A 23,109-nucleotide genomic window follows, 5' to 3' on the forward strand; every position below is an offset into this window, starting at 1 on the left:
AAACCCCTCGGGGCGAGCCGCGGGAGTCCCCCGCCCGGTGCGCGGACGGAGTCGCCCTCCCAGCACGCCCTCCCAGCACGCCCTCCCAGCACGCCTTACCACATCCGGCACCCGCAGCTCACGGCCGGTGACCCTCGCCTCCCGCCGCGGGGATACTGGTCGGCCGTAGCAGGACTCGCCGACCACGAGGGGCGGACATGGCGGACCACGCGCGGAAAGAAGGCGGCCGGCGGCCGCACGGGGACGGGCGGCACGCCGTCGTGATCGGGGGGAGCCTCGCCGGCCTGCTCGCGGCGCACGTGCTGGCCGGCCACGCCGACCGGGTGTCCGTCGTGGAGCGCGACCGGATCCCGGACGGCCCGGAGCCTCGTCCCGGCGTCCCGCAGGGCAGGCACGCCCATGTGCTGCTGGAGAGCGGCCGGCTGGCGCTCGACTCCCTGCTGCCCGGGTTCACGGCCGAGCTGCGGGCAGCCGGGGCACCCCGGGTGGGCATGCCCGAGGACATGGTGGCCTGGAGCGGCGGCTGGATCCGGCGGACCGCCCCGACGGCCCATATCCACACCGGCTCCCGCGCCCAGCTCGAGCATCTGGTGCGCAGGCGTGTGCTGGCCGATCCGGCGATCAGGACCGTCGAGTCCACGGAGGCCGTCGGGCTGACCGGCGACGCCTTCCGGGTGCGAGGTGTGCTGCTGCGGGAGCGCGGCGGCACGAACGGCACCGGGGGCGGCGGCGCCTCGGGGCACCGGCAGCGGACGCTCGCGGCCGACCTGGTCGTGGACGCCTCCGGGCGGGGCTCGCGCGCCCCGCGGTGGCTGGCCGCCCTCGGCGCGGAGCCGCCGCAGGAGGAGTCCATCGACACCGGCCAGGCGTACGCCTCGCGCGTCTACCGCGACGCCGGCGCCCACCTCGGCACGGAGGCCCTGGCGTACTGGTTCTACCCGGACCCCTCGCAGACGTACGCGGGCGGGGTGCTCCCGCTGGAGGACGGCAGCCACCTCGTGGCGCTCGCCGGTCTCCGCGGCCAGGAACCGCCCACGGACGACGCGGGGTTCACCGCCTTCGCCGCGCGCCTGCCCCACCCGCTGCTGCACGAGTGGCTGCGCACCGCCGAAGCGCGGACCCCGGCATACGGCTTCCGGTCGACGGGCAACCTGCGGCGCAGATACGACCGTCCGGGCCGGCGCCCCGCCGGGTTCCTGGCCACCGGCGACGCGCTGTGCACCTTCAACCCGATCTACGGGCAGGGCATGTCCGTCGCCGCGATGAGCGCCCTGGCGCTGCGCGACGCCCTGGCCGACCCGCGCCGCAGGCCGACGACCCTCCGGGTGCAGCGGGCCCTCTTCGACGCCTCGCGCCAGGCGTGGGACATTTCCGCGGGCGCCGACCGGGCCATGCCAGGAGCGGTGGGGAACGCGGTCGCCTCCCGGGCCGCCGACGGCCCGGTCGGCTGGTACCTGGGCCGCGTCCAACGGCGGTACGTGAGCGATCCGGTGCTCGTCGGCCCGGTGTTCCGCTCCGTGCTGACGCTCACCAGGCCCCTGAGCGCCCTGTTCGCCCCGAGAGTGGCCCGGGCGGTGCTGTTCGGTCCCGCGGTCCCGCCGCCCGCGGCGCCGCCGATGCGGGCGGAGATCGCGGGCTGAACCGGCCGGGCGGCGGGTGCCCGCGGGGGGCCGGCTGCGGGCGGCGCTCCCCGGCCCTCAGGGCGCGGTCCGGGGCTCCTGGGCGTTCTCGCAGTGGAGGAAGGTGTTGAGCAGGTCGCCGACGGGGTGGCCGGCCTCATGGGGGTGGCGCAGCGCAAGGGTGGCGTCGACGGCGTAGCGGTTGCGGCGTCCGACGCGGGTCCGGGTGAGGTATCCGGCGCTCTCCAGGTCGGCGACGATGAGCTGGACGGCGCGCTCGGTGATGCCGATCGCGGCCGCGACATCGCGCAGCCGGGCCTCGGGATCGCCGGCCAGGCAGAGCAGGACGCGAGCGTGGTTGGTGAGAAACGTCCAGGTGCCACCGCGGGCCGGGGAGGCGCTCATGGGGTCCATCGTACCCTCTCACCTGAACCCAGATTGACGAAAATTTTTTCGCGTAAACATTGACGCTCATAGCTTCTCGGGTGACCCTGGAGGTGTCGCACCACCTACCCCGAAGGGGTGATGGCCGTGAACCTCCCGCCGACGCGCCACCGGACGCCCGCTGCCCCCGCGCCGGGCGGTCCCCACCTCCCCACCTCCCCGGGTCTTTCCCTGCGGCGTTCCCCGCGGCGTTCCCCGCGTCACTTCCGCGGCCGGTGACCGCCGTGCTCACCGACCGGCTCGCTCGATGACCGCACGCCCTCCCCGGCCGGGCCGCTTCCGCCACCACGACGAGGAAGCCGTATCCATATGAGCGACCTGTCGTTCCCGGTTCCGCTGTGGGTGTGGGCGGCGGTGACCCTCGGCATCGGTGCGATGCTGGCCGTCGACCTGCTCGCCCACCGCGACAACCACGTGATCGGCTTCCGCGAGGCCGCGGTCTGGAGCGGCGTCTGGATCGCCGCCGGTCTGGGCTTCGGCCTGGTCCTGCTCGTGTGGCAGGACGGCGACGTCGCCACCACCTACTACGCCGGCTACCTGATCGAGAAGGCGCTGTCGGTCGACAACGTCTTCGTCTTCGCTCTGGTCTTCTCCTTCTTCGCCGTACCGGACGCCTACCAGCACAAGGTCCTCTTCTGGGGCGTCATCGGAGCCCTGGCGGCCCGTCTGGTGTTCATCTTCGTCGGCGCGGAGCTGCTGCGGGTGTTCTTCTGGACCGCCTACCTCTTCGGCGCGTTCCTGATCTGGACCGGCTGGAAGATGGCCGCGTCCAAGGACGAGGAGGTCCACCCCGACCGCAACCCCGTCGTCCGCCTCGTCCGGAAGGTCGTCCCGACCGACGCCCGGTTCCACGGGGACAGGTTCTTCACCCGTGTCGACGGCCGGCGGGTGGCGACCCTGCTGTTCGTGGTCCTCGTCGCGATCGAGGCCACCGACCTGGTCTTCGCCGTCGACTCCGTCGCCGCGATCCTGGCGATCACCACCAACACCTTCCTGGTGTGGACCGCCAACGCGTTCGCCGTCCTGGGTCTGCGCAGCCTGTACTTCTGCCTCGCCGGACTGCTGCGCCGCTTCCGGTACCTGCACTACGGCCTGGCGGTGCTGCTCGCCTTCGCCGGGGTCAAGCTGATCCTGTCCGAGACGCCCGTCGGCAAGCTGCCCATCCCCCTCACCCTGGGAGTCATCGCCGCCACGATCACCGTCTCCATCACCTGGTCCCTGATCGCCACCCGCGACCGGCCCGGCGGTGACGACGGCCCCGCCGCGGCGCCGAGCACCGCGGGCACCACCGGAACGGCGCCCGCCGAACACGGCCCCGACCCCGGCGCGTCGAGCACCCGGAGCCGTACGGACCGACCGCCGCCACGACCACGGTGAACCGGGAGCGTGGGGCCGGGTCCACCGGCCACCCGTGCCCGCACGCCCGTCGCGGGCTCCCCACCCCGCGCGACGGCGACGGCGTCCCGGCGTCGTCGCCCGCCCCGACCCCTCGGCCCCGCCTGCTCACCCCTGACCCCTGACCCCTGACCCCTCAGCCCGGACCGCCGCCGCGGCCCGACCCCCGCGCATCCACCCGGACCGGGCGGGCCCTGAGCGGACGGCGGGGCCTCCCGCATCCACGGCGCAGACCCGGGCCCGCGCCCCGCACCGGGCGCGGCCGCCCTCCTCAGGAGGCGATCCAGACGGTCGTGGTGTTGCAGAACTCCTTGATCCCGTGGTCGGACAGCTCACGCCCGTACCCGGACCGCTTCACCCCGCCGAAGGGCATCGCCGGATGGGATGCGGTCATCCCGTTGAAGAAGATCCCGCCCGCCTCCATGTCCCGGACGAAGCGCTCCATATCGCCCGCCTCCCGGGTCCAGACGTTCGAACTCAGGCCGAAGGGTGAGTCGTTGGCGACCGCCACGGCCTCGTCGAGATCGGAGACGCGGTAGACGGTCGCGACGGGGCCGAAAGCCTCCTCATGGTGGATCCGCATCGCCGGGGTGACCTCCGTGAGGACCGTCGGCAGGTAGAACCAGCCGGCCGGGCGGCCCTGGGGGCGGCCCGCGCCGCACAGCACCCGCGCTCCGCGCCGTACGGCGTCGTCGACCAGCTCCTCCAGGTCGGCGCGGCCCTGCTCGGTGGCCAGCGGTCCGACATCGGTGGACTCGTCCATGGGGTCGCCCACGGCGAGCGCCTCCATCCGTGCGGTGAAGCGCTCGGTGAAGGCGTCGTGGACATCCTCGTGGACGATGAAGCGCTTGGCCGCGATGCACGACTGCCCGTTGTTCTGGACCCGGGCGGTGACCGCGACCCGTGCGGCCCGGTCCACGTCGGCGGACGGCATGACCACATACGGGTCGCTGCCGCCGAGTTCCAGAACGGTCTTCTTGATCGCGTCACCGGCGATCGACGCGACGGAGCGCCCGGCCGGCTCGCTGCCGGTCAGTGTCGCCGCGGCCACCCGCGGATCGCGCAGCACGCCCTCGATCGCCCCCGCGCCCACGAGCAATGTCTGGAAGCAGCCGGCGGGGAAGCCGGCCCGGTGGAAGAGGTCTCCCAAGTAGAGAGCGGTCTGCGGGACGTTCGACGCATGCTTGAGCAGTCCGGTGTTGCCGGCCATCAGCGCGGGTGCCGCGAACCGCACCACCTGCCAGAGCGGGAAGTTCCAGGGCATCACGGCGAGCACCACGCCCAGCGGGCGGTAGCGGACGGTGACGCCGGAGGCGCCGGAGTCCTTCACGTCGTGGTCCGACGGGTACTCGTCGGCGAGCAGTTCCTCGGCGTGGTCGGCGTACCAGCGCATCGCCTTGACGCACTTGGCCGCCTCGGCCCTGGCCGAGGCCAGCGGCTTGCCCATCTCGCTCGTCATGGTGCGCGCGATGTCCTCCCGGTCCTCCTCGAGCAGCGCAGCGGCCCGCTTCAGGAACCGGGAGCGCTCCGGGAAGGACGTCGTACGGTATGTGCGGAAGGTCGCGTGGGCCGCAGCCAGGCGGTTCTCGATCTCCTCAGGGCCGTTGGCCTCGAAGGTCCTGAGCGTTTCGCCGGTCGCGGGATTCACACTGGCGATGGCCATGGCGGGGTCCTCCTTCGGCCGCACCTACGACCCTGCCGCGCCCGGAGCGGCGGCGCAACGCGACCGTCCCGGACCACCGCGCTCCCCCGCGGGGCCGCGTCCCGGACCCGCGCGCCGCATATCCCCGCCGTCCTGCGGCACTTCACCCGAACGGGCGGTGGGAGCCGCCTCGGCGTAGGCTCGGGAGCGGGCCACCCACCGGGCGCACCTCCCGGGAGGCGATCGTGAGCGCACACCACCGGACCTGGACCCTGGCGCCGTCCGCGGCTCTTCTCTCGGTCGCACTCGCGGCCGGCGGCACCGCGTACGCGGACGACGACATCGAGACGCTCACGGCCCCGCAGATCGCTCAGAAGGCCCGCGAGGCCCTGCTCGACGCGGAGTCGGTACGCATCACCGGCAAGGGCGACCTGCGGGGGCCGGGCTCGCCGAACGAACTGGACCTCGCCCTCGACCGCTCGGGCAACTGCGCCGGGACCGTCGGCATCGGCGGCGAAGGCTCCTTGGAGATCATCAAGCGCGGTGAGACGGTGTGGCTGAAGCCGGACGCGGCGTTCTGGAAGAACCAGGTGCCCGGCGGCGGCGAAGCGCTCAGGGAGCTCGTCGGGGACCGCTATCTGCGCGGCACCACCGACATCGGACTGCTCAGAGGACTGGCCTGGGTCTGCGACCTGGGCACCTTCGTCGACCGGCTCGCCGGCGTCCCCCTCAGCGGTGTCCCCCTCACCAAGGGGGAGAAGACGGAGGTCGACGGCGTCGAGGCCATCCCGGTGACGGGCGGTCTGGGTGGCGGGGCGGTCACTCTGTACGTCGCCACCGAGGGCGAGCCCCATCCGGTGCGCCTGGTGGTGACGAGTACCGGCGCGGCGAAGGCGACCGTGGACTTCGTCGACTACGACAAGCCCGTCCCGACCGCGACTCCCCCGGCCGGGGACAGCGTCGACCTGAACACTCTCCTGGGCTAGACACCTCCGCCCTCCTCCGCCGGGCACCGGCGCGCCGTCCGGACCGGCCGCTGCCGGGAGTGAACCGGCGGGGGACCCGGCCAGGGCCGGGTCCCCCGCCTGCCGGCACCCCTTCGGTCCGATGGCGACGGCCATGAGCCCCCCGCAGACTCGGCAGCATGTCGGGCAAGCGAAGCGCCGGGCTCCTGCTGTTCCGGGGCACCGCGGCGGATCTCGAGGTGCCGATCGGGCACATGGGAGGCCCCTGCCGGGCCGCCGGGGACGAGGGCGCGCGGTCGATTCCCCGGGGCGGGTACGGCCCGGAGGAGCAGCCTGAGGCGGCGGCGCGGGAGTCCGGGGAAGAGCTCGGGCCGCCCGCCCCGCAGGGCGAGCGCATCGCGCCCGGTGAGAGCCGCCAGGGGGGCGGCAAGACCGTCACCGTCCGGGCGTTCGAGGGCGACCTCGGTCCCCGTTCGGTGGTGCCCGGCACCTTCACGATGCAGTGGCCGCCGCGGTCCGGCGCACCGACGGAGTTCCCCGAGGTCGACCGGGCCGGCTGGGTCCCCCTGGAGCGCGCGGCCGAGCTGCTCGCCCCGGGCCAGCGGATCTTCCTGGAGCGGCTCGCCCACCACATACGCGGCGGCCGCTGACCGCGGCCGCACCCGAAACCGGAGGAAAGCCCCGTGTTCCGTTGCTCCAAGACCGCCGCCCTGTCCGGCGCGGCGCTCCTCGTCGCCGCCGCTCTGCCGGCCACCGCCACCGCCCGTCCCGCCCACGAGGGCTCCGTGAGCGCACGCGAACTCCTCGCCAAGGTCAGGAGTTGCACACGGATATCCGACGGGCTGTTCCGCTCCGACGCGGACCAGGAGGAGTCCATACCCGTGTGCGGCACCAGTTCGGTGGTCCACTGGAAGGCGGACCTCGACATCGACTGCGACGGCCTGGGCAGTCCGGAGTGCAACCCTTACACCGACGAGTACTGGCAGCCCGAGACCGCGTACTGGGACTCCGAGGGGTACCCGCTGGACTCCGCCGACCTGCCGTTCATCGTCGTACCGGCGATCAGTTCCGTCTGGGACTACAACTACTCGCGCATCCGCGGCGGCACCGTCGCCGCGGTCATCTACCGCAACCGGGTCGTGTACGCGGTGGTCGGCGACGTCGGCCCGACCGACCTCATCGGCGAGGCGTCGCACGCCACCGCCCGGGCGCTGGGCATAGACCCCGACCCCACCACCGGAGGCGTCAACTCCGGGGTGACGTACATCCTGTTCCGGGACTCCAAGGTCACCCCCATCGAGTCGCACCGGGCCGCGGTGAGGCTCGGCGACAGGCTCGCGCGGAAGTTCGTCGGTCGCTCCTGACATACGGCGGGAGCACCATGGAAGGGACGGGACCGGCGGGGAAGGGCGGTGCGATGACGGCCGACGACAGGGCGCCTGGCGCCCGCCCGACCCCCGGGGCGGCGTCCGGGTCCCGCTCGCGCGGCGCCGGCCGGCGGCGCCCCGGGGCGGGCCCGGCCGCGGATCCGGCCAGGGGCCCGGTGACGGGCCGAGCTTCGGACCCGGAGACGGGCCCGAAGGCGGACCCGAAGGCAGACCCGGTGGAGGCGCTGGACCGGATCGCCTTCCTCCTGGAGCGGGCCGAGGCCCCGACGTACCGGGTGCGTGCCTTCCGTACGGCCTCGGCGGTGGTCGCGGACCTGGGCGAGCGAGAGGTGGGCGAGCGGGCCGCGGGGGGGCTCCCTGGAGTCGGTGCGGGGTCTCGGGCCCAAGACCACCCAGGTCGTCAGAGAAGCCCTGGCCGGTCGGATACCGGCGTATCTGCGGCGGCTGGAGGAGGAGGCGGGTGCGCAGGCCCAGGGGAACGTTCCCGGAGCCCGGCTGCGCGCGGCGCTCCGCGGGGACTGCCATCTGCACTCGGACTGGTCCGACGGCGGCAGCCCGATCGAGGCGATGGGGCGCGCGGCCGCCGCCGTCGGGCACGAATGGGCCGTGCTCACCGACCACTCCCCCAGGCTCACGGTCGCCCGCGGACTCAGCCCGGAGCGGCTGCGGGAGCAGGTGGACACGGTCGCCGCGCTCAACCGGACCTGGCGGCCGTTCCGGCTGCTGACGGGCATCGAGTGCGACATCCTGCCGGACGGTTCGCTCGACCAGGAGCCGGAACTGCTCGACCGGCTGGATGTGGTGGTGGCGTCCGTGCACTCCCTGCTCCGGATGGACGCTCGGCCGATGACCCGGCGGCTGGTCGCCGCGGTGACCGATCCGCTCGTCGACGTCCTCGGGCACTGCACGGGACGGCTGCTGAAGGGACGGGGCGGAGGCCGCGGACGGCCGGAGTCGGAGTTCGACGCGGACGAGGTGTTCGCGGCCTGCGCCGCCTCCGGCACCGCGGTGGAGATCAACTGCCGTCCGGACCGGCTCGATCCGCCGCGTCCGCTGCTGCGGCGCGCGGTGGAGGCGGGGGTGCTCTTCGCGATCGACAGCGACGCCCACGCCCCGGGCCAGCTCGACTGGCAGATCAACGGCTGCGCCCGGGCCGAGGAGTGCGGGGTGCCCGAGTCGCGTGTGGTCAACACCCGCAGTGCGCGGGACGTGCTGCGCTGGGCTCGGACGGGGGACCTGCCGAACGCGGGCTGAACGGTGCGCACCGCGCACACGGCCGACCGCCTGCGGACGCCCGCCCCGTACCGGGTGCACCGCCGGCGTCTTCGGCGCGGGGCGGGGCGCCATGAGGCGCGGCGGCCGTGGAACCGCTCCCCCGGCCGCGTGCCGCCCGGTCCGGGAAGTGCGACCTTGGAATGGGACGTCCCGGTGCGGCGGACATCCCCGTGTGAGAGAGGACGCGATCACCATGGCCGTCATCGACAGGCACGAGGAAGTATCGGTGCAGCTGGTCGGCGCGCCCGAGGACGCCGACGCCGTCTTCGCCGCGCTGCTCGCGGCCTACCCCTGCGACCGGGCCGCCGGGGAACACCCCCACCCGGAGGGCCGGGGCTACCACACCACCGTCTGGTCGGCGACCTACGACGTGGCGTCGCCGCCCGCAGCCGGCCCCGTGGCGGCGACGTCCCTGCATGCTCCGGTGGGGGCGGAGCTTTCGGGCTCGTACGCGGCGGTGGACCGGCTGGCCCGGGCCATGACCGCGGGCTTCGCGGTCGAGGTGGAGCACGCGGTGTCGGGGGACGGTGAGCAGCAGTTGCGGCTGCGGCTCGAATCGCCGCGCGCCGGGGACGGCTGAGCGGAACGCGGGAGCGGACACGGACGACCCGCGCGCCGGCCGGGACGACCCGCGCGCCGGCCGGGACGGCTCTCGCAGACGCTCACGGACCCGTCGCGCCCGCGTCGCCCGCCGACCCGAGCCGGCGGTGGCCGTCCCCGGTGCCGGTGCCGGTCCCGGTCCCGGTGCCGGTCCCGTCCGTCCCCGGGATACAGAACGGCCGCGGGCCGGTGAAGCGGACGGGGAGGGCGGTGAGCCCCCTGCGCCACGGCGAAGGCACCCAGGCGAGCTGCGACGGCTCGACGGCCGGTTCCATGTCGGGCAGGTGGTGCCGGATGGCGTCCACCGCGGTACGGGTGATCAGCCGGGCCGGGTCCTGGGCCGGGCAGGTGTGCGGTCCCGCGCCGAACGCGAGGTGGGAGCGGTTGCCGGTCGCGGGACCGCCCGGGGGCAGCACCGCGGGATCGGCGTTGGCGGCGGCGAGCCCCAGGATCAGCATGTCGCCTGCTCCGATGGACTGCCCGCCGAAGAGCAGATCGCGGTTGGCATAGCGGGCGGGGAGGTTCTGGGTCGGCGGGAAGCGCCACAGGACGAGGTCGAGTGCGTCGTCCGCGGTGAGGTGGCCGCTCGTCGGCGAGGAGCGGAACGCCGGTTCGCAGAGCAGCACGCACAGGGTCGTGGCGATCCAGTCGACGGTGCTCTGGTGGCCGACGACGAACATCACCAGCAGGTTGTGCAGCACCTCCTCCTCGGTGAGGCGCGCCGGGTGGTGCAGCAGGGCGGAGGTGATGTCGTCACCGGGGCGGTACCGCTTCTCCTCGATCAGGGCGAGGAGGATGGCGTTGATCCTCCGGCTCGCCCTGGCGGAGTCCGCGGTCGCGGCGCCCATCCGGCCGATCGCTTGGACGAGGCGCCTGCCGGGTCGTTCGTCCAGCCCGAGCAGTCGGTTGATGACCAGGAGCGGGAGCCTGCGCGCGTAGCGGGGCAGCAGGTCGGCCCCGCCGTGGCCGGCGAACGACGCGATCAGCTCCTCCGCCGCGGACCGCACCCGTCGTCGCAGTGCGTGTCCGTCGATCCGGGCGAGGGCGTCGGAGACGGCGGCCCTCATCCGGCGGTGCTGCTGGCCGTCGGCGAACAGCAGCGCCGGCCGCCAGCCGACGTAGGGAAGGATCGGCGAGTCGGGCGGTACCCGGCCGTCGCGCAGCGTGTTCCAGCGGCGCGGGTCGTGGGAGAAGTCCTGCTCGTCGCCGGCGGCCCGCAGTAGCTCGCGATGGCCCAGGACGAGCCAGGCCTCGACGCCCGGCGCGACGGTGACGGGTGCCACCGGGCCGTAGGTCCCGCGGAGTTCCTCGTACAGCGCGGGCATGCTGCCGCCGTCGAGGTGCGGCCCGTACAGCGCGGTGGCGGCGGGGCGCCGGCCGCCGAAGCCGGGGGGCGGCGGTGAGTAGCCGTGCGGGGTGGCCATGGGACTCCCTGATCGCGAGGGCTCCGTGGTGACCGGCGGATTCCGCGGTCACGGGGACTTCCGCGGTGGCGTGAACGGGACGTTGCCGAAGGGCGCACGGCCCCGCTGCGCCCCGGGCACCGCACCGGGGACCGACGCGTGAGACGTCTCGGGGGACAGGGGGCCGCCCGGGTCCTGAGGGGGCGCCGCGCCGCGGCTCTGCTCGGGACCCGGGACCTCGGCGCCGGGCTCCCCGCGCCCGCCGCGACGCCGGCCGGGTACCCCGGACGGGGGCGCGGGCCCCCCGGCGGACGCCGGACCGCCGCCGGGGACCGCAGAACCCGGCACCGGATGGCCTGACGCGGGTTCCCGGCCGGGCGCCGGGTAGTCGGGCACCGGACCGGTTGCGGCCGTCCCCCGGACCACCGGGCCCCGGCCGTCCTGCCGGGGGTGCGGCTCCCCTTCCCCGGCAGCCGGCCGCGACGGCTCGTGCCCCGGTACCCGTGGACCGGCCGCCGGCTGGTGGCGGTGCGGAGCGGGACGGGACGGCGGATCGGTGAGCAACCGGTTCGGTACGAACGTCACGGCCCGGGTTCCGCCGTCCGCGGAGGCGGCCGCCAGCTCCACACTGAAGCCCAGTTCACGGCTCCACCGGCCGGCGCAGGCGAGCCCGAGGCGCGGCACCGCGCCGAGCCGGGCCAGATCGGGGTCGTCCCCCAGCCGGGCCACGGCCTGCGCCAGGACGTCGGGCGGCATGCCGAGTCCGGCGTCGTCGATCTCGACGACCGCCCCCGCAGCCACCTCCCGCACGGTGACCACGACCGTGGTGCCGGACGGCGAGAACACCGTGGCGTTGTCGAGCAGTTCGGCGATCGCGTGCACCAGCCCCTCGACGGCGGGCGGCGCGACATGCACGCTCTGGCCGCCGCGCACATCGACACGGCCGAACTCCACGATGCGCGAGCGGGCACCGGTTACGCAGTCGTGGAGGGACACCGGCCCCTGCTCCCGCCGCACGGGCCAGGTCCCGCACAGCACGAGCAGGGTCTGGGCCCTGCGGTTCATCCGGGCGGCCGCGTGGCCGGCCCTGACGACCTCGGCCATCAGCCGGGGGTCGTCGAGGGAGTGTGCGACACGGTCCAGCGCCTCCTGCTGCACGGTCGCCATGGCGGACACGGTGCGGGCGACGGACTCGAGAGCGGACCGCACGGAGTCCCGTAGGGCACGCTCCCTGTGTACGGCCTCGTCGGAGCCGAGGGCGGTGACGACGGCGGCCAGGGACCTGGCGAAATCCGTGCCCGTCTCGGAGTCCGGACCGATCGGGCCCGGTACGCCGTCCAGCAGGCGCCCGGTGCGCGTGCGTTCGGCGATGGCCGGGGCCCGGACCGAGGCGAGGTGCGCGATCTCGGCCTCACGCGCGGACGCGAGCCGTTCCGCCGCCGCCCGCGCCCGTTGTTCGGCCCCGAGGCTGCGGCGCAGCGACAACGCCCAGATAAGCATGGCCAGAGCGGCGGCCCCGCCGCCCCCGGCGATCAGCAGCCCGAGCATGACACGACGCTTCCGGATAACGCGACCACGCCAGAACGAGTCCCTTCCAGATCGCCTACGGGGCTCCCCCGGCGATCGGGGGTATCCAGATCTTACGGTCAACCAGCCCATCTTCGAACGCCCGTTGTGCGGCTCGCGTCACTTTCCGCCAACGCGGCTGCGGGGGTGCGACGGCTTCCCGGGCGGTCTGTCGCGTAGGGTGAACCCGGCACCGCCCTGCCGCCGCGAGCGCGGAAGGGCCGGACGACAGGGGGCGGTTCATGCGTGCGCAGCGCGTGCCGTCCGCCCCCGGCGCCCTGCTCGTCGCCTTGCTCTTCGCCCTCCTCTGGTCTCTCGCCGGTGCTCCGCAGACCGCTGCGCCGATCGCCGCGGATACCCCGGCGCCCGTACCCGTATCGGTACCGGTATCCGTGCCGGTATCCGTGCCGGAAGCGGCCCCCGCTTCCCGGCACACCGCGCGTGCCGCGCGTGCCGCGCGTGCCGATGTGCGCTACCGGCAGGACGCGCGGTACCTCGTCGACGGGCCGCTGCGTACGACGGCCGAGGAATCCCACGGCGCACGCCCGTCGCCGCTCCCTCCGACGCCCGGCGGGCACCCGTCCGACGCCGACTCGCCCGCGCCCGCCGCACACGGCACGGTCCGGCCGGCATCCGCCCGCGACGCGGTACGGACGTCCACGCGTGCCCGGCTCCCCGATGTACGGGGGCCTCCGGGGACGGCAGGCCACCGGTCCCGTCCCACATCACCGCCGGTGTGCCCCTGCTGAGGGCGCCCGGCGCCCTCAGGAGGAAGCTTGTGACTCGCACCACCGCGGTGCGGGCAGTTCTCGCCGTGCTCGTACTGCTCGCATCCCTCTTCGTCGCACTCACCCAGTCCCCCAGACTCGGTCTGGATCTCCAGGGCGGCACCCGTATGGTGCTCGAGGCCCGTGACACCGCCGCCGCGAAGGCGGACGCCGGCACCACCGACCGCGCCATCGAAGTGCTGCGGCAGCGCATCGACGCGCTGGGCGTCGCGGAGCCGGTCCTGGCCCGCTCCGGCGAGAACCGCATCGTCGTGGAGCTGCCGGACGTCCAGGACCCGCGCCGTGCCGCCGAGGTCCTCGGCCGCACGGCCCAGCTGACCTTCCATCCCGTCGAGGAACCCCCAGAAGAGGGGACGGCCGGGCGGCGGGTACTGCCCGACGAGCAGGGGAGACCGGTCGCCCTCGGCGCCACGGCGCTGTCCGGAGCCGGGGTGGAGGACGCGGAGGCCCGGTTCGACTCCCAGCAGGGCACGGGCTGGCATGTGGCCCTGGACTTCCGGGGGGACGCGGCACGCGACTGGGCCGGACTGACCGGGCAGGCCGCCTGCCACCCCGCTGGGGACGACCGGCGCCGGGTCGCGATCGTGCTCGACGACAAGGTGATCTCGTCGCCGCAGGTCGATCCGTCGGTCGGCTGCCGCTCCGGGATCGCCTCCGGTGCCACCCGGATCACCGGTGCGTTCGACGCGGCGGAGGCCAGGGAACTGTCCCTGCTCATCAAGGGCGGCGCGCTGCCGGTCCCGGTGGAGATCGTCGATCAGCGGATCGTGGGGCCGACGCTCGGCGCGGCCGCGATCAGCGCCAGCGCCCGGGCCGCCGCTGTGGGGGTGTCGCTCACGGCCCTGTTCGTCACGTTCGTCTACCGGCTCTTCGGCGCCCTGGCCGCCGTGGCACTGGCGGCCTACGGAGTGATCTCGTACGCCGCCCTGGTGGCCCTCGGCGTCACGCTGACACTGCCGGGACTGGCCGGGTTCGTGCTCGCGATCGGCATGGCCGTGGACGCCAACGTGCTCGTCCTCGAACGGGCCCGGGAGGAGTACCCGAAGCGGTCGCGCAGATCGCGCCGGTCGCTGCGCGGCACCATGTCGACGGCCTCCCGCAAGGCGTGGAGCGCGGTGGCCGACGCGAACGCGACCACGCTCCTCGCGGCGGGACTGCTCTTCCTGCTGGGCTCGGGGCCGGTGAAGGGCTTCGGTGTCACGCTGGCGATCGGCGTCGCCGTGTCGATGTTCTCGGCGCTGGTCGTGGCACGGGCACTGACCGACACGGCCGCGCGGTTCCCGTTCGTGGACCGGTTCCGGACCGTCAGCGGCGTGGGGGGTCCCGGCCGGGTCAGGACGTTCCTCACCCGCCGCGCCCCGCGGCCCATGCGCACCCCCCGGCGCTGGCTGGTGCTGTCGGCCGTGCTGGTCGCGGTGGCCGTCACGGGCATCCTGCTGCGCGGGCTGAACCTGGGAGTCGAGTTCACCGGCGGCCGGCTCGTCGAGTACGCCACTGCCCGGACGGTGGACGCCGACACCGCCCGATCGGCCGTCGCGAAGGCCGGCTTCCCCCACGCGGAGGTCACCATCGCCGACGGCCGGGACGTCTCCGTGCGGGGCGCGGGCATCGACGACGACGGGGCGGCGGCGATCGGCGACGCGCTCGCCGGACAGGGCGGAGGCACCACGGCCAAGGTCCGCGACGAGCTGATCGGCCCCAGCATGGGCGAGGAACTGCGGCGCAACGCCATGATCGCCCTGGGCATCGCGGTGGTCGCGCAACTGCTCTATCTCACTGCGCGGTTCCGCTGGACGTTCGCGGCGGGCTGCGTGGTGGCGCTGGTGCACGACGTGGCCGTCGTGGTCGGCGCGTTCGCCTGGCTGGGCCGGCCGGTGGACGGCGTCTTCCTCGCGGCGCTGCTCACGGTCGTCGGCTACTCGGTCAACGACTCGGTCGTGGTGTTCGACCGGGTCAGAGAGCTGTGGCGGAGAGAGCCGCGCGGTGCGCTGCCGGCCCTCGCGGACGCGGCGGTGCTGCAGACGGTGCCGCGCACGGTGAACACGGGCGCGGGAGCCCTGTTCATCCTCGCCGCCCTGGCGGTACTCGGCGACGGTGCCCTCGCGGACTTCGCGATCGCGCTGCTCGTCGGGGTGTGTGTGGGCACGTACTCCTCCGCGCTCACGGCCGTTCCGGTGGCGCTGCTCCTCGAGGCGGGCCGGCCCGCGCCCACCGGCGCGGGCCGCCCGCGCACCGGCGCCGCCCGCCGCGGGGAGCGGGACAGCGGCGCGGTGGTCTGACCGACCAGGCGCCGGCCCGACCCGGCCGCCCGGCCGGAAGGTACGTAAGGTGCGTAAGGCACGGGTGCGCCGCCGAGTAAAACGGATGCGCGACAGCGGAGGGCGGCCCGCCGGGAGGTGTCCACCGTCCGGCGGGCGGCCTCGCGGGTCCGCCGCGAGGCCGCCCCCGGGGACGGCGGGCGCGCGCCGCGCTCAGGAGGTGGCGGCCGACTCGATCGCCTGCGCGAGCTTGGCGGTCTGCCGCCCGTGCAGGTCCTCGGGGAGGTCGGCCTTCTTCGGGTCGAGGAGGTTGAGCGTGAAGAACACCGCCACGTTGCGCCCCTGGCGGACGGCGGTGATCTGCATGGGCATCGATGTACCCTGCGCGGTGCCGGTCATCCTCCAGGAGACGGCCTCGTCACCGCCGTCGGGGGCTTGTTCTGCCTTCACGGACACGTACTTCACCGCGGAACCCGCGCTGCTGCCCGTGGTGGTGAAGCCGGCGCCGCAGGTGGCGAGGGCCTTGCGGACGTCCGCGAAGGTGCGCCTCGCGTCGTCGCCCTCGTAGGAGAAGAGACTGACCGTGGTGGTGAGGCCGGGTGTGGCCGTGGAGACGAAGGAGCGGCCCGCGAAGTCGACGGCCGCGGGAGTGCGGGCCGTACCCGAAGCGGTCATGTCGGCGAGGGGCCGGCACTCCTCCCGGTCGGAGGTGGGCCGCGTGCTGGGCGGGCTGATCTCCTGAGCCTGGTAGGAGCGCAGTTCGGAGTCGGTGACGAGGGCCTTCCTGATCGTGTCGCCGCGGAGCACGGCCATGCCCGCGCCGGCCTTCTGCGGGCCTGCGAGCGGTTTGCCGGTCGGGGAGGCGGAGCCTTCCCGGTCGCCGGAGGAGGTGCAGCCGGTCAGCAGCACGGCGGCGAGCGCGAACGCGGCGGCCTGCCCGAGCGTCGGGCGTGTGGTGAGAGGCATGGGAGTCCTGTCGGTTCGGTACGGCGGCGGGCGGCTCGCGGTTCCCTTGGCGCCGGGCGTCTGTTCCCTCGGATCCGCTCCACCGCCGGCATGAGGGCGGGTGGCGGGGAAAGTGTGTCCGAAATCGCCCGGTGAATCCGGGAGGGGCCGGGCGTCGTTGCGCCGTTCGGTGGCTGCGCGAGCCGGTTTTCACCGGACCCGCCGTACGGCGCCCGGCGGCCGCTCCCAGGGCCGGCCGCCGCGGGGAGCGGGGCCGTGACGGCCGTCGGCATGGGGCCCGGCCCGCGCCCGCGCCCGCACCCGCACCCGCACCCGTGAGACGGCATGGCCGGTGCGCACCGTACGCACCTCAGCAGGTCCGGTGCCCACCGGCCCGGCCGGACCGACCGGCTATCCGACCGGTGCGGGCTCCCCCGCGTCGCGCAGGACGACGATCAGCGCGGTGACCGTCCCGGCCATCGCCCGGCGCGCGAGGGACAGGTACTTCCGCGAGTCCACGGCGTCGGCGTTCGCGGCCAGATAGTCCCGGATGGCGGAGGTCATGGCGAGGTTCAGGGCGGTACCGATGTTGACCTTGGCGATGCCTCCGGTGACGGCGGCGGCCAGTTCCCCGTCCGGTAGGCCGGACGAGCCGTGCAGCACCAGCGGTACCGCAAGGGTCCCGGCGAGCCGGGCCAGGAGCCCGTGGTCGAGGGAGGCCGTACGGGAGGTCATGGCGTGCGAGCTGCCGATGGCGACCGCGAGGGCGTCGACCCCGGTCCCGTCGACGAACGCCCGTGCGTCCTCGGGGTCGGTGCGGGCCCCGGGTGCGTGGGCGTCCAGCGGTGGGGCGCCGTCCTTTCCGCCCACCTCGCCCAGTTCGGCCTCGATCCAGAGCCCGTGGGCGTGCGCCCAGTCGGCGGCGGACCGGGTCGCGGCGAGGTTCTCCGCGTACGGCAGGTGCGCGGCGTCGTACATCACGGAGCTGAACCCGGCGTCGGCCGCCTCGCGGAGCAGCCGGCCGCTCGTGACGTGGTCGAGGTGGAGGGCGACGGGGACCCCTGCCTCCGCCGCAGCCTGGGCGGCGGCCCTGGCGAGCGGCCGGACCCGGCCGTGGCGGTACTTCACCGCGTTCTCGCTGATCTGCAGGATGACCGGGGAGCCGGCGCACTCCGCACCGGTGACGACGGCTTCGGCGTGCTCCAGCGTGATGATGTTGAAGGCTGCGACGGCACGGTGTCCGGCAGCGGCAGCGGCGACGAGTGTCCCGGTTTCGGCGAGCGGCATGGATCAGGCTCCGGAGAGGATCACGGAGCGGGTGAGGTGGCGGGGGTTGTCCGGGTCCAGGCCGCGTGACCCGGCGACGGCGACCGCGAGCCGCTGGGCGCGCACCAGCTCGGCGAGCGGGTCGAGTCCGCCGGCGACCCACATCCCGCCGGTGGCGCGCACCTCCTCGGCGAGTCCGACGGGCGCGTCGCCGATCATCCAGGTGGCCGTGCCGCGGGTGGTGACGCTGATGGGGCCGTGCCGGTACTCCATGGCCGGGTACGCCTCGGCCCAGGACGCCGACGCCTCGCGCACCTTGAGCGCGGCCTCGCCGGCCAGTCCCACCGTCCAGCCGCGGCCGAGGAAGGTGAACTGCGAGCAGGCCGTCAGCCGTTCGGGAAGCGGTGCGGCGAGCGCCTTCGCGCAGTCGTCGAGGACGGCACCGGTGTGCAGGCCCCAGTGGGCGCGCAGCAGGGTGAGGGCCGTGGTGGCGAACCGCGTCTGGACCACGGACCGCTCGTCGGCGAAGTCGAGGACCATCGTCCGGTCCGCCGCGGTCATGACCGGCGTGGCGGGGTCAGCGGTGATCGCGGTGGTAGGGGTGCGTCCGCGCAGCCGGCCGAGGAGTTCGAGCACCTCGGTGGTGGTACCCGAGCGGGTGAGGGCGACGACCCGGTCGTAGGAACGGCCGGCGGGGAACTCGGAGGCGGCGAAGGCGTCCGACTCGCCCTGCCCCGCGCCCTCGCGCAGGGCGGCGGCCGCCTGGCCCATGAACAGGGAGGTGCCGCAGCCGACGAACGCCACCCGCTCGCCGGCGACCGGGAGCGCTCCCCGCTCGGCCGCGGCGAGCTCCGCGGCCCGGTTCCAGCACTGCGGCTGGCTCGCCAACTCCTGTGCGACATGGCTCATCTGCGTACCCCTTCGTCCGAATGCGCCCGCGTCTTCGCAACATAGCGTGAGTTCAGCGTGACGGCCCGTCTGCACGGGGCCCGAGCGCCGAGCCCCCGGGCGGGCAGGAGCCCAGGTGCCGGGGCGCCGACTGCCCGGCGCCGGCCCGTTCGTCCGCCCGCCTGTTCACCTGTCCGCCCGCCCGTTCGTCTGCTCGTTCGTCTGCTCGTTCGTCTGCTCGTTCGCCCGCCCTTCAGTTGGTTCGCGCCCGTCCGTCCGTCGGGTGCACGTCCCCCCAGGGCTATAACTGACGCATGATCATGCATGTGGTTCCGCTCGACGACTGGCTCGCCATCCCGGAACGGCCTTACGCACCCGCTTCGCTCTCCGCCGAGGGCTTCGTCCACTGCTCGCCCGACGAGGCGACCACGCTCGCGGTCGTCGACGCCTTCTACCGCGACGTACCCGGTCCGCTGATGGCACTGCTCATCGACGAGACCCGGCTGCTCGCGCCCGTCCGGCTGGAGCCCGCGGCACCGCTCCCACCGCCCGGGGTCGCGTCCGGCACCCTGTTCCCGCACGTCTACGGGCCGATCGACCGCTCGGCGGTCGAGGGCATGCTGGAGGTCCAGCGCGATGAGAGCGGACGGGCGGTGGGCTTCGCCCCCTGGGCCTGAGCCAGGGCGGCGCCGGGCCGTCCCGTCCGGCGCGGAGGCACCGCGCCCGGGCGGCGCGGGCCACGGTGGCGTGCGCTCTCCGGCTGATCCTGCGCAAAAGCCCCCGCTCCGCACAACGGCCCGTTCGTCCGGCCCGAGGGCCCCCGCTCCGTGCGAGGGCCGCCGCCCTCGCCGTACCGGCCGGAGGGCCCGGCCGGGGCCCACCCGTTCCGCGCGGGGCAGGCCGTGTCGGCCGCGAGCGGCGGAGTCCTGCCCCGGATCCCGTCCGGCCGTCATAGGTCCTCCCGAGCCGGTCGCCGGCGCTGCGGCGCGTCGCCGCCCGGTACCAGCCGGTCCACCAGCTCGGCGAGTTCACCGCAGGCCAGCTCGATCTTGCGGCGGACCGTGATCTGCTCGGTGACGATGGCGGAGAGCAGCAGTCCGGTCAGTGCCGCCGAACCGTTGAGGGCCTGGAGGACGCTTGTCACCCCGAGCGCCTCGAGTCCGCCGAAGAGCCCCAGCTGCTCGGTCGCCGCCGTGACCGCCATGACGGACACGATCAGCACACAGGGGGCGGCGCCGGCCAGCTGGAACCGCAGCGCGGCCCACATCAGCAGCGGGAAGACGAGGAACAGCAGCGGGATGAGCGAGCGGGTGACGGTGAACGCCACGGCCGTGACCGTCACCACCAGGCACACGGCCTCGGCCCAGCGCCAGGGGGACACAGCACCGGGCCACCGGATCGTCCGGAGGACGATCAGCAGGGGGGTCACCACCAGCACGCCCATGGCGTCGCCGGTCCACCAGGCCGACCAGATCGGCCAGAAGGCCCCGGCGGGGATCTCCCCGGCCAGCAGCAGCACCGCGGACCCCACCGTGGCGCTGATCAGCATGCCGGCCAGCGCGCCGAGGAAGACCAGCGCCAGCCCGTCCCGCAGCCGGTCCAGCTCGGTGCGGAAACCGACCCGCCGCAGCATCAGATACGCACACAGCGGGGCGAGGCTGTTGCCCGCGAGGATGGCCAGGGAGTGGGCGGGGAAGGTTCCGATGGCCAGGAGGACGAACAGCGCGCCGAGCACGATGCCGGGCCAGGCACGCAGACCGAACCAGAGCAGGCCGGCCAGCGCGATCCCGGTGGGCGGCCAGAGCGGTGTGACGATCGCCCCTTCCACGACCAGCTGCCGCGTGAGCCCGACGAGGCCCGCCAGGTAGTAGGCGGCGGCGACGCAGAGCGTCAGGAGGACGGTCGAGCCGGTTCGAAGGAGGATCTGGTGACAGGCCACAGCAGCCATCACACAACGCCGCAGCGTGCCGGCGCGCCGTGACACGCACCGGGGGCCCGCCCGATCGGGCGGGGCGGATCGGGGCGGATCGGGGCGGGGCGGATCAGACGAGCGGCCGGGCGAGGCAGCCGGCCGGATCAGACGGGAGGCCGGATCAGACGGGAGGCGGGGGCGGCGCCCGTTCGCCCGCCCCGGCCTCATGGCTGAGGACGAGCACCGCCGCGTCGTCGGTGTGGCTGGTGGACTCGGCCGCGTTCATCACCTCGGCGGCCAGCTGCCCGGCGGTGGCCGAGGCGGCCGCTGCGGACCGCACGACCCTGACGACCCTGGCGAGTCCGCTCTCGATCGGGACGGAGGGCCCCTCTATCACCCCGTCCGTCAGCAGGACGAACGACCCGGCCTCGGTGAGCCTGCGCCTGGCCACCGGGTACGCCTCCCCCGGTTCCACGCCGAGCGGGAGGCCACCGGGGTCCTGCACAAGCTCGCAGTGGCCGTCCGCCGTGGCCCGGACCCCGGGGACATGGCCTGCGCGTGCGCTCTCCACCGCCCACTCCACGGGATCGAAGCGAAGGAAGGTGCAGGTGGCGAACAGGTCGCGGCCCACGGACACCAGCAGGTCGTTCGCCCGCGCGAGGACTTCGCCGGGGTCGGTGGCCGCCAGTGCCACGGCCCGCAGCCCGATCCGGACCTGGCCCATGAACGCCGCCGCCTCGACGTCGTGGCCCTGGACGTCGCCTATCGAGAAACCCAGCGATCCGTCGGCCATCACAAAGCCGTCGTACCAGTCGCCGCCGATGTCGAGCCCGTCCCGGGCCGGCGTGTAGCAGGCGGCGGTCTGGAGCCCCGGCATGCAGGGCAGGGTCTCGGGCAGCATCTCCCGCTGGAGGGCTTCCGCGAGATCCACCCGGGCACGCTGGTGATCCGCGCCCTGCCGTGCCTTCGCTGTGAGGAGTCCGAGCGTCGTCAAGAGGTCGTCGGCGCTCGCCGAGCGTGCAGGACGACGCGGCGTCATGGGTGTCTCCGGGGCATCCGTGCTTACCGAATTCCGTCGTTCATGCTACGTGCGGCTCCGCCGGGCCGCCCGGCGGACGGCCGGCGAAAGGCCGACGGGCGGCCGACGAACGACCGATGGATGACCGTCGGACGACCTCTTACTCAAGGAGATGACCACTCATATTGTTGAGTACACACGGGTCGGGTCGCCGACCCGGCCCGCAGTCCTCCGAGAAGGGAAACCCGATGGAGACCACCGACCGTTTCCGCGCCGCAGTGGAGCAGCGCGACCTTTCCGCGCTGGACGACCTGTTCACCGAGGACGTCCGCTTCTACAGCCCCGTGAAGTTCACCCCCTTCGAGGGGAGGCCGATGGTGCTGGGGCTGTTCGGCGTACTGCTGCGGACCTTCGAGGACTTCCGCTACCTCGGGAGGCTCGACGGCACCGCCGAGACCAGCGCGGACGGCGACGAGGCGCCCTCGGAGATCCTGCCGTTCCGGGCGGCGGTCGGCGGCAGGGAGGTCCATGGAATCGATCTGCTGCAGTACGACGAGACCGGGCGCATCAAGGAGTTCACGGTGATGGTCCGCCCGCAGTCGGCGCTGCAGGCCCTGAGCGAGGCCGTGCTCGCGGGCCTCGTCGCCGACGGACTGGTACCCCGCCCCGCCTGAGGCCGGGAAGGGCCCCGGGGGCCTGCGGCCCGGCCGGACGCCCCGGGGCCGGTGGAACGGCCGCCGGGCACCCGGCGGTTCCCGCGCCGGCTCCTCCCCCCCGCAGCGGCGGGAGCGGCCGGGGCTCTTCACCACGCCCGGCTCGACCGGCCCGAGATCCGGCGGTCAGCGGGTGCCCGGCGGGCTGAGGGCCTCGGCCGCCGTTCCGCGCCGGACCAGGCGCTCGTGGTACAGGCGCCCCACGAGCGCCCCTCCGTACACCACGAACCCCACGCCGACCAGCCAGGACTGCACCACGAGCACCGTCCCGATCGGTCCGTACGTCACCGCGTTCGCGGCGATCAGGGGCGAGAACACGAACTGGGAGAACACCCGCAGACCGAGCAGCCCGAAGGCGGTGAAGGCGGCCCCCGGGGCCAGCGCCCGCCAGCGCAGCCGGCCGCACAGCAGCAGCCGCTGCGACCACCAGAAGAAGAGGAAGGCGCCGACCAGATCGGCGGCGGGGATCAGCGCCTGCACCGCGATCGGGGCGCGGGGCGGGGTGGGCGTCCTGACGAAGATCAGCAGCACCCCGACCAGTACCGCCAGCCAGACGACATGCCGCCACATGGTGTGCCAGCGCGCGGTGGGCAGGTCCCACACCCGTTCGTAGCCGGTCTGCACCGCGGAACCGAACGTCACCCCGAAGGCGGCGAGCGCGGCGAGGCCGAGCGCCGTGGTCCGCTGCAGGGCCTCCCCCGGCCGGCCGAAGAGCTCCTGCACCTCCTCCTGCGAGACCTCCGACACCCCGAGGCCCTGGATCAGCCATCTGGCGAAGCCCTTTCCACTCGCCGGGTCGGCAGCGGCGACGACCACCAGCAGCGGCACCAGGGTGAGGAAGCAGAGCGCCGCGAAGCCCATGGCGCGGTGCAGCAGCTCCATCTCGCGCCCGCGGTCCCAGGCGAGCCCGAGCACGGAGGTCCGCACCCGCCGCTGGAACCGTGCGAACCAGCGGCCTGTCCGGCCACCGTCCGGCTCACCGCATCTGAAGGGCATGTGCCGTGGCTACCCGCAAGTGCACCGC

Annotated in this window: 19 protein-coding genes and 1 pseudogene; 10 read left to right on the forward strand and 10 right to left on the reverse strand. The window is 74.3% G+C overall.

Annotation, left to right across the window (positions count from 1 at the left end):
- Positions 1-197: 197 nt before the first annotated feature.
- Complete coding sequence (locus SCWH03_RS03600; protein ID WP_173261676.1) at positions 198-1,640, forward strand: FAD-dependent oxidoreductase; 1,443 nt, start codon at positions 198-200, stop codon at positions 1,638-1,640.
- Positions 1,641-1,697: 57 nt separating this feature from the next.
- On the opposite strand, the gene SCWH03_RS03605 is transcribed toward SCWH03_RS03600, so the two are convergent.
- Entirely contained in the window at positions 1,698-2,024 is a 327-nt protein-coding gene (locus SCWH03_RS03605) for a helix-turn-helix transcriptional regulator (protein WP_173261679.1), read from the reverse strand.
- A 348-nt stretch (positions 2,025-2,372) separates the two neighbouring features.
- On the opposite strand from SCWH03_RS03605, the gene SCWH03_RS03610 reads away from it, so the two are divergent.
- Positions 2,373-3,440 (forward strand): TerC family protein, encoded by a 1,068-nt coding sequence (locus SCWH03_RS03610; protein WP_173261681.1) that lies wholly within the window; start codon positions 2,373-2,375, stop codon positions 3,438-3,440.
- A gap of 289 nt (positions 3,441-3,729) precedes the next feature.
- Here the strand turns inward: SCWH03_RS03610 and SCWH03_RS03615 are convergent, their stop codons facing one another.
- A complete protein-coding gene (locus tag SCWH03_RS03615; protein ID WP_173261684.1) occupies positions 3,730-5,121 on the reverse strand; it encodes an NADP-dependent succinic semialdehyde dehydrogenase in 1,392 nt (463 codons plus the stop codon).
- A gap of 224 nt (positions 5,122-5,345) precedes the next feature.
- On the opposite strand from SCWH03_RS03615, the gene SCWH03_RS03620 reads away from it, so the two are divergent.
- From SCWH03_RS03620 to SCWH03_RS03640, 5 genes and pseudogenes are all read left to right on the forward strand, one after another.
- Positions 5,346-6,086, forward strand: a complete 741-nt coding sequence (locus tag SCWH03_RS03620; RefSeq protein WP_173261686.1) for a hypothetical protein — start codon at positions 5,346-5,348, stop codon at positions 6,084-6,086.
- Between the two features lie 158 nt (positions 6,087-6,244).
- Positions 6,245-6,715, forward strand: a complete 471-nt coding sequence (locus SCWH03_RS03625; RefSeq protein WP_173261689.1) for an NUDIX domain-containing protein — start codon at positions 6,245-6,247, stop codon at positions 6,713-6,715.
- A gap of 33 nt (positions 6,716-6,748) precedes the next feature.
- Complete coding sequence (locus SCWH03_RS03630; protein ID WP_173261692.1) at positions 6,749-7,429, forward strand: glycoside hydrolase family 75 protein; 681 nt, start codon at positions 6,749-6,751, stop codon at positions 7,427-7,429.
- 53 nt (positions 7,430-7,482) lie between these two features.
- Positions 7,483-8,707: pseudogene (locus SCWH03_RS03635) on the forward strand (PHP domain-containing protein).
- 193 nt (positions 8,708-8,900) lie between these two features.
- The gene (locus tag SCWH03_RS03640; protein ID WP_254076536.1) at positions 8,901-9,308 is read left to right on the forward strand and encodes a hypothetical protein; all 408 of its coding nucleotides are present in this window, start codon (positions 8,901-8,903) and stop codon (positions 9,306-9,308) included.
- Between the two features lie 82 nt (positions 9,309-9,390).
- Here SCWH03_RS03640 and SCWH03_RS03645 read toward each other — a convergent pair whose 3' ends face one another.
- Both SCWH03_RS03645 and SCWH03_RS03650 read right to left on the reverse strand, forming a co-directional pair.
- Complete coding sequence (locus tag SCWH03_RS03645) at positions 9,391-10,752, reverse strand: cytochrome P450 (RefSeq protein ID WP_254076537.1); 1,362 nt, start codon at positions 10,750-10,752, stop codon at positions 9,391-9,393.
- 48 nt (positions 10,753-10,800) lie between these two features.
- Positions 10,801-12,279: an ATP-binding protein gene (locus tag SCWH03_RS03650; protein ID WP_173261694.1), complete on the reverse strand. Its 1,479-nt coding sequence runs from the start codon at positions 12,277-12,279 to the stop codon at positions 10,801-10,803.
- A gap of 796 nt (positions 12,280-13,075) precedes the next feature.
- On the opposite strand from SCWH03_RS03650, the gene secD reads away from it, so the two are divergent.
- Positions 13,076-15,364 (forward strand): protein translocase subunit SecD, encoded by a 2,289-nt coding sequence (secD, locus tag SCWH03_RS03655; protein ID WP_173261697.1) that lies wholly within the window; start codon positions 13,076-13,078, stop codon positions 15,362-15,364.
- Between the two features lie 192 nt (positions 15,365-15,556).
- Here secD and SCWH03_RS03660 read toward each other — a convergent pair whose 3' ends face one another.
- From SCWH03_RS03660 to SCWH03_RS03670, 3 genes are all read right to left on the reverse strand, one after another.
- A complete protein-coding gene (locus tag SCWH03_RS03660) occupies positions 15,557-16,309 on the reverse strand; it encodes a sensor domain-containing protein (protein ID WP_173261700.1) in 753 nt (250 codons plus the stop codon).
- Between the two features lie 390 nt (positions 16,310-16,699).
- On the reverse strand, positions 16,700-17,575 hold the full coding sequence (locus SCWH03_RS03665) for a class II fructose-bisphosphate aldolase (protein ID WP_173261703.1): 876 nt from the start codon (positions 17,573-17,575) through the stop codon (positions 16,700-16,702).
- A 3-nt stretch (positions 17,576-17,578) separates the two neighbouring features.
- Complete coding sequence (locus tag SCWH03_RS03670) at positions 17,579-18,463, reverse strand: SIS domain-containing protein (RefSeq protein WP_173261706.1); 885 nt, start codon at positions 18,461-18,463, stop codon at positions 17,579-17,581.
- Between the two features lie 293 nt (positions 18,464-18,756).
- Between SCWH03_RS03670 and SCWH03_RS03675 the strand changes: the two genes are divergently transcribed.
- Complete coding sequence (locus tag SCWH03_RS03675; protein ID WP_173261708.1) at positions 18,757-19,119, forward strand: DUF952 domain-containing protein; 363 nt, start codon at positions 18,757-18,759, stop codon at positions 19,117-19,119.
- Positions 19,120-19,391: 272 nt separating this feature from the next.
- Here the strand turns inward: SCWH03_RS03675 and SCWH03_RS03680 are convergent, their stop codons facing one another.
- Complete coding sequence (locus SCWH03_RS03680) at positions 19,392-20,381, reverse strand: MASE1 domain-containing protein (protein ID WP_173261711.1); 990 nt, start codon at positions 20,379-20,381, stop codon at positions 19,392-19,394.
- A gap of 154 nt (positions 20,382-20,535) precedes the next feature.
- Positions 20,536-21,393, reverse strand: coding sequence for a PP2C family protein-serine/threonine phosphatase (locus tag SCWH03_RS03685; protein ID WP_173261714.1), 858 nt, complete (start codon positions 21,391-21,393; stop codon positions 20,536-20,538).
- Between the two features lie 227 nt (positions 21,394-21,620).
- Here SCWH03_RS03685 and SCWH03_RS03690 point away from each other — a divergent pair, with 227 nt between their 5' ends.
- Positions 21,621-22,046, forward strand: coding sequence for a nuclear transport factor 2 family protein (locus SCWH03_RS03690; protein ID WP_173261717.1), 426 nt, complete (start codon positions 21,621-21,623; stop codon positions 22,044-22,046).
- Positions 22,047-22,211: 165 nt separating this feature from the next.
- Here the strand turns inward: SCWH03_RS03690 and SCWH03_RS03695 are convergent, their stop codons facing one another.
- The gene (locus SCWH03_RS03695; protein ID WP_173261720.1) at positions 22,212-23,081 is read right to left on the reverse strand and encodes a YhjD/YihY/BrkB family envelope integrity protein; all 870 of its coding nucleotides are present in this window, start codon (positions 23,079-23,081) and stop codon (positions 22,212-22,214) included.
- Positions 23,082-23,109: the final 28 nt, after the last annotated feature.

This window comes from Streptomyces pacificus (genome assembly GCF_011766325.1).
Lineage (GTDB): Bacteria > Actinomycetota > Actinomycetes > Streptomycetales > Streptomycetaceae > Streptomyces > Streptomyces pacificus.

What these genes read in the sequence shown, in the direction of transcription:
- SCWH03_RS03600 (WP_173261676.1), top strand. Translation starts at nt 198, where the DNA reads ATGGCGGACCACGCGCGGAAAGAAGGCGGCCGGCGGCCGCACGGGGAC.
- SCWH03_RS03605 (WP_173261679.1), bottom strand. Translation starts at nt 2,024, where the DNA reads ATGAGCGCCTCCCCGGCCCGCGGTGGCACCTGGACGTTTCTCACCAAC.
- SCWH03_RS03610 (WP_173261681.1), top strand. Translation starts at nt 2,373, where the DNA reads ATGAGCGACCTGTCGTTCCCGGTTCCGCTGTGGGTGTGGGCGGCGGTG.
- SCWH03_RS03615 (WP_173261684.1), bottom strand. Translation starts at nt 5,121, where the DNA reads ATGGCCATCGCCAGTGTGAATCCCGCGACCGGCGAAACGCTCAGGACC.
- SCWH03_RS03625 (WP_173261689.1), top strand. Translation starts at nt 6,245, where the DNA reads ATGTCGGGCAAGCGAAGCGCCGGGCTCCTGCTGTTCCGGGGCACCGCG.
- SCWH03_RS03645 (WP_254076537.1), bottom strand. Translation starts at nt 10,752, where the DNA reads ATGGCCACCCCGCACGGCTACTCACCGCCGCCCCCCGGCTTCGGCGGC.
- SCWH03_RS03650 (WP_173261694.1), bottom strand. Translation starts at nt 12,279, where the DNA reads ATGCTCGGGCTGCTGATCGCCGGGGGCGGCGGGGCCGCCGCTCTGGCC.
- SCWH03_RS03660 (WP_173261700.1), bottom strand. Translation starts at nt 16,309, where the DNA reads ATGCCTCTCACCACACGCCCGACGCTCGGGCAGGCCGCCGCGTTCGCG.
- SCWH03_RS03665 (WP_173261703.1), bottom strand. Translation starts at nt 17,575, where the DNA reads ATGCCGCTCGCCGAAACCGGGACACTCGTCGCCGCTGCCGCTGCCGGA.
- SCWH03_RS03670 (WP_173261706.1), bottom strand. Translation starts at nt 18,463, where the DNA reads ATGAGCCATGTCGCACAGGAGTTGGCGAGCCAGCCGCAGTGCTGGAAC.
- SCWH03_RS03675 (WP_173261708.1), top strand. Translation starts at nt 18,757, where the DNA reads ATGATCATGCATGTGGTTCCGCTCGACGACTGGCTCGCCATCCCGGAA.
- SCWH03_RS03685 (WP_173261714.1), bottom strand. Translation starts at nt 21,393, where the DNA reads ATGACGCCGCGTCGTCCTGCACGCTCGGCGAGCGCCGACGACCTCTTG.
- SCWH03_RS03690 (WP_173261717.1), top strand. Translation starts at nt 21,621, where the DNA reads ATGGAGACCACCGACCGTTTCCGCGCCGCAGTGGAGCAGCGCGACCTT.
- SCWH03_RS03695 (WP_173261720.1), bottom strand. Translation starts at nt 23,081, where the DNA reads ATGCCCTTCAGATGCGGTGAGCCGGACGGTGGCCGGACAGGCCGCTGG.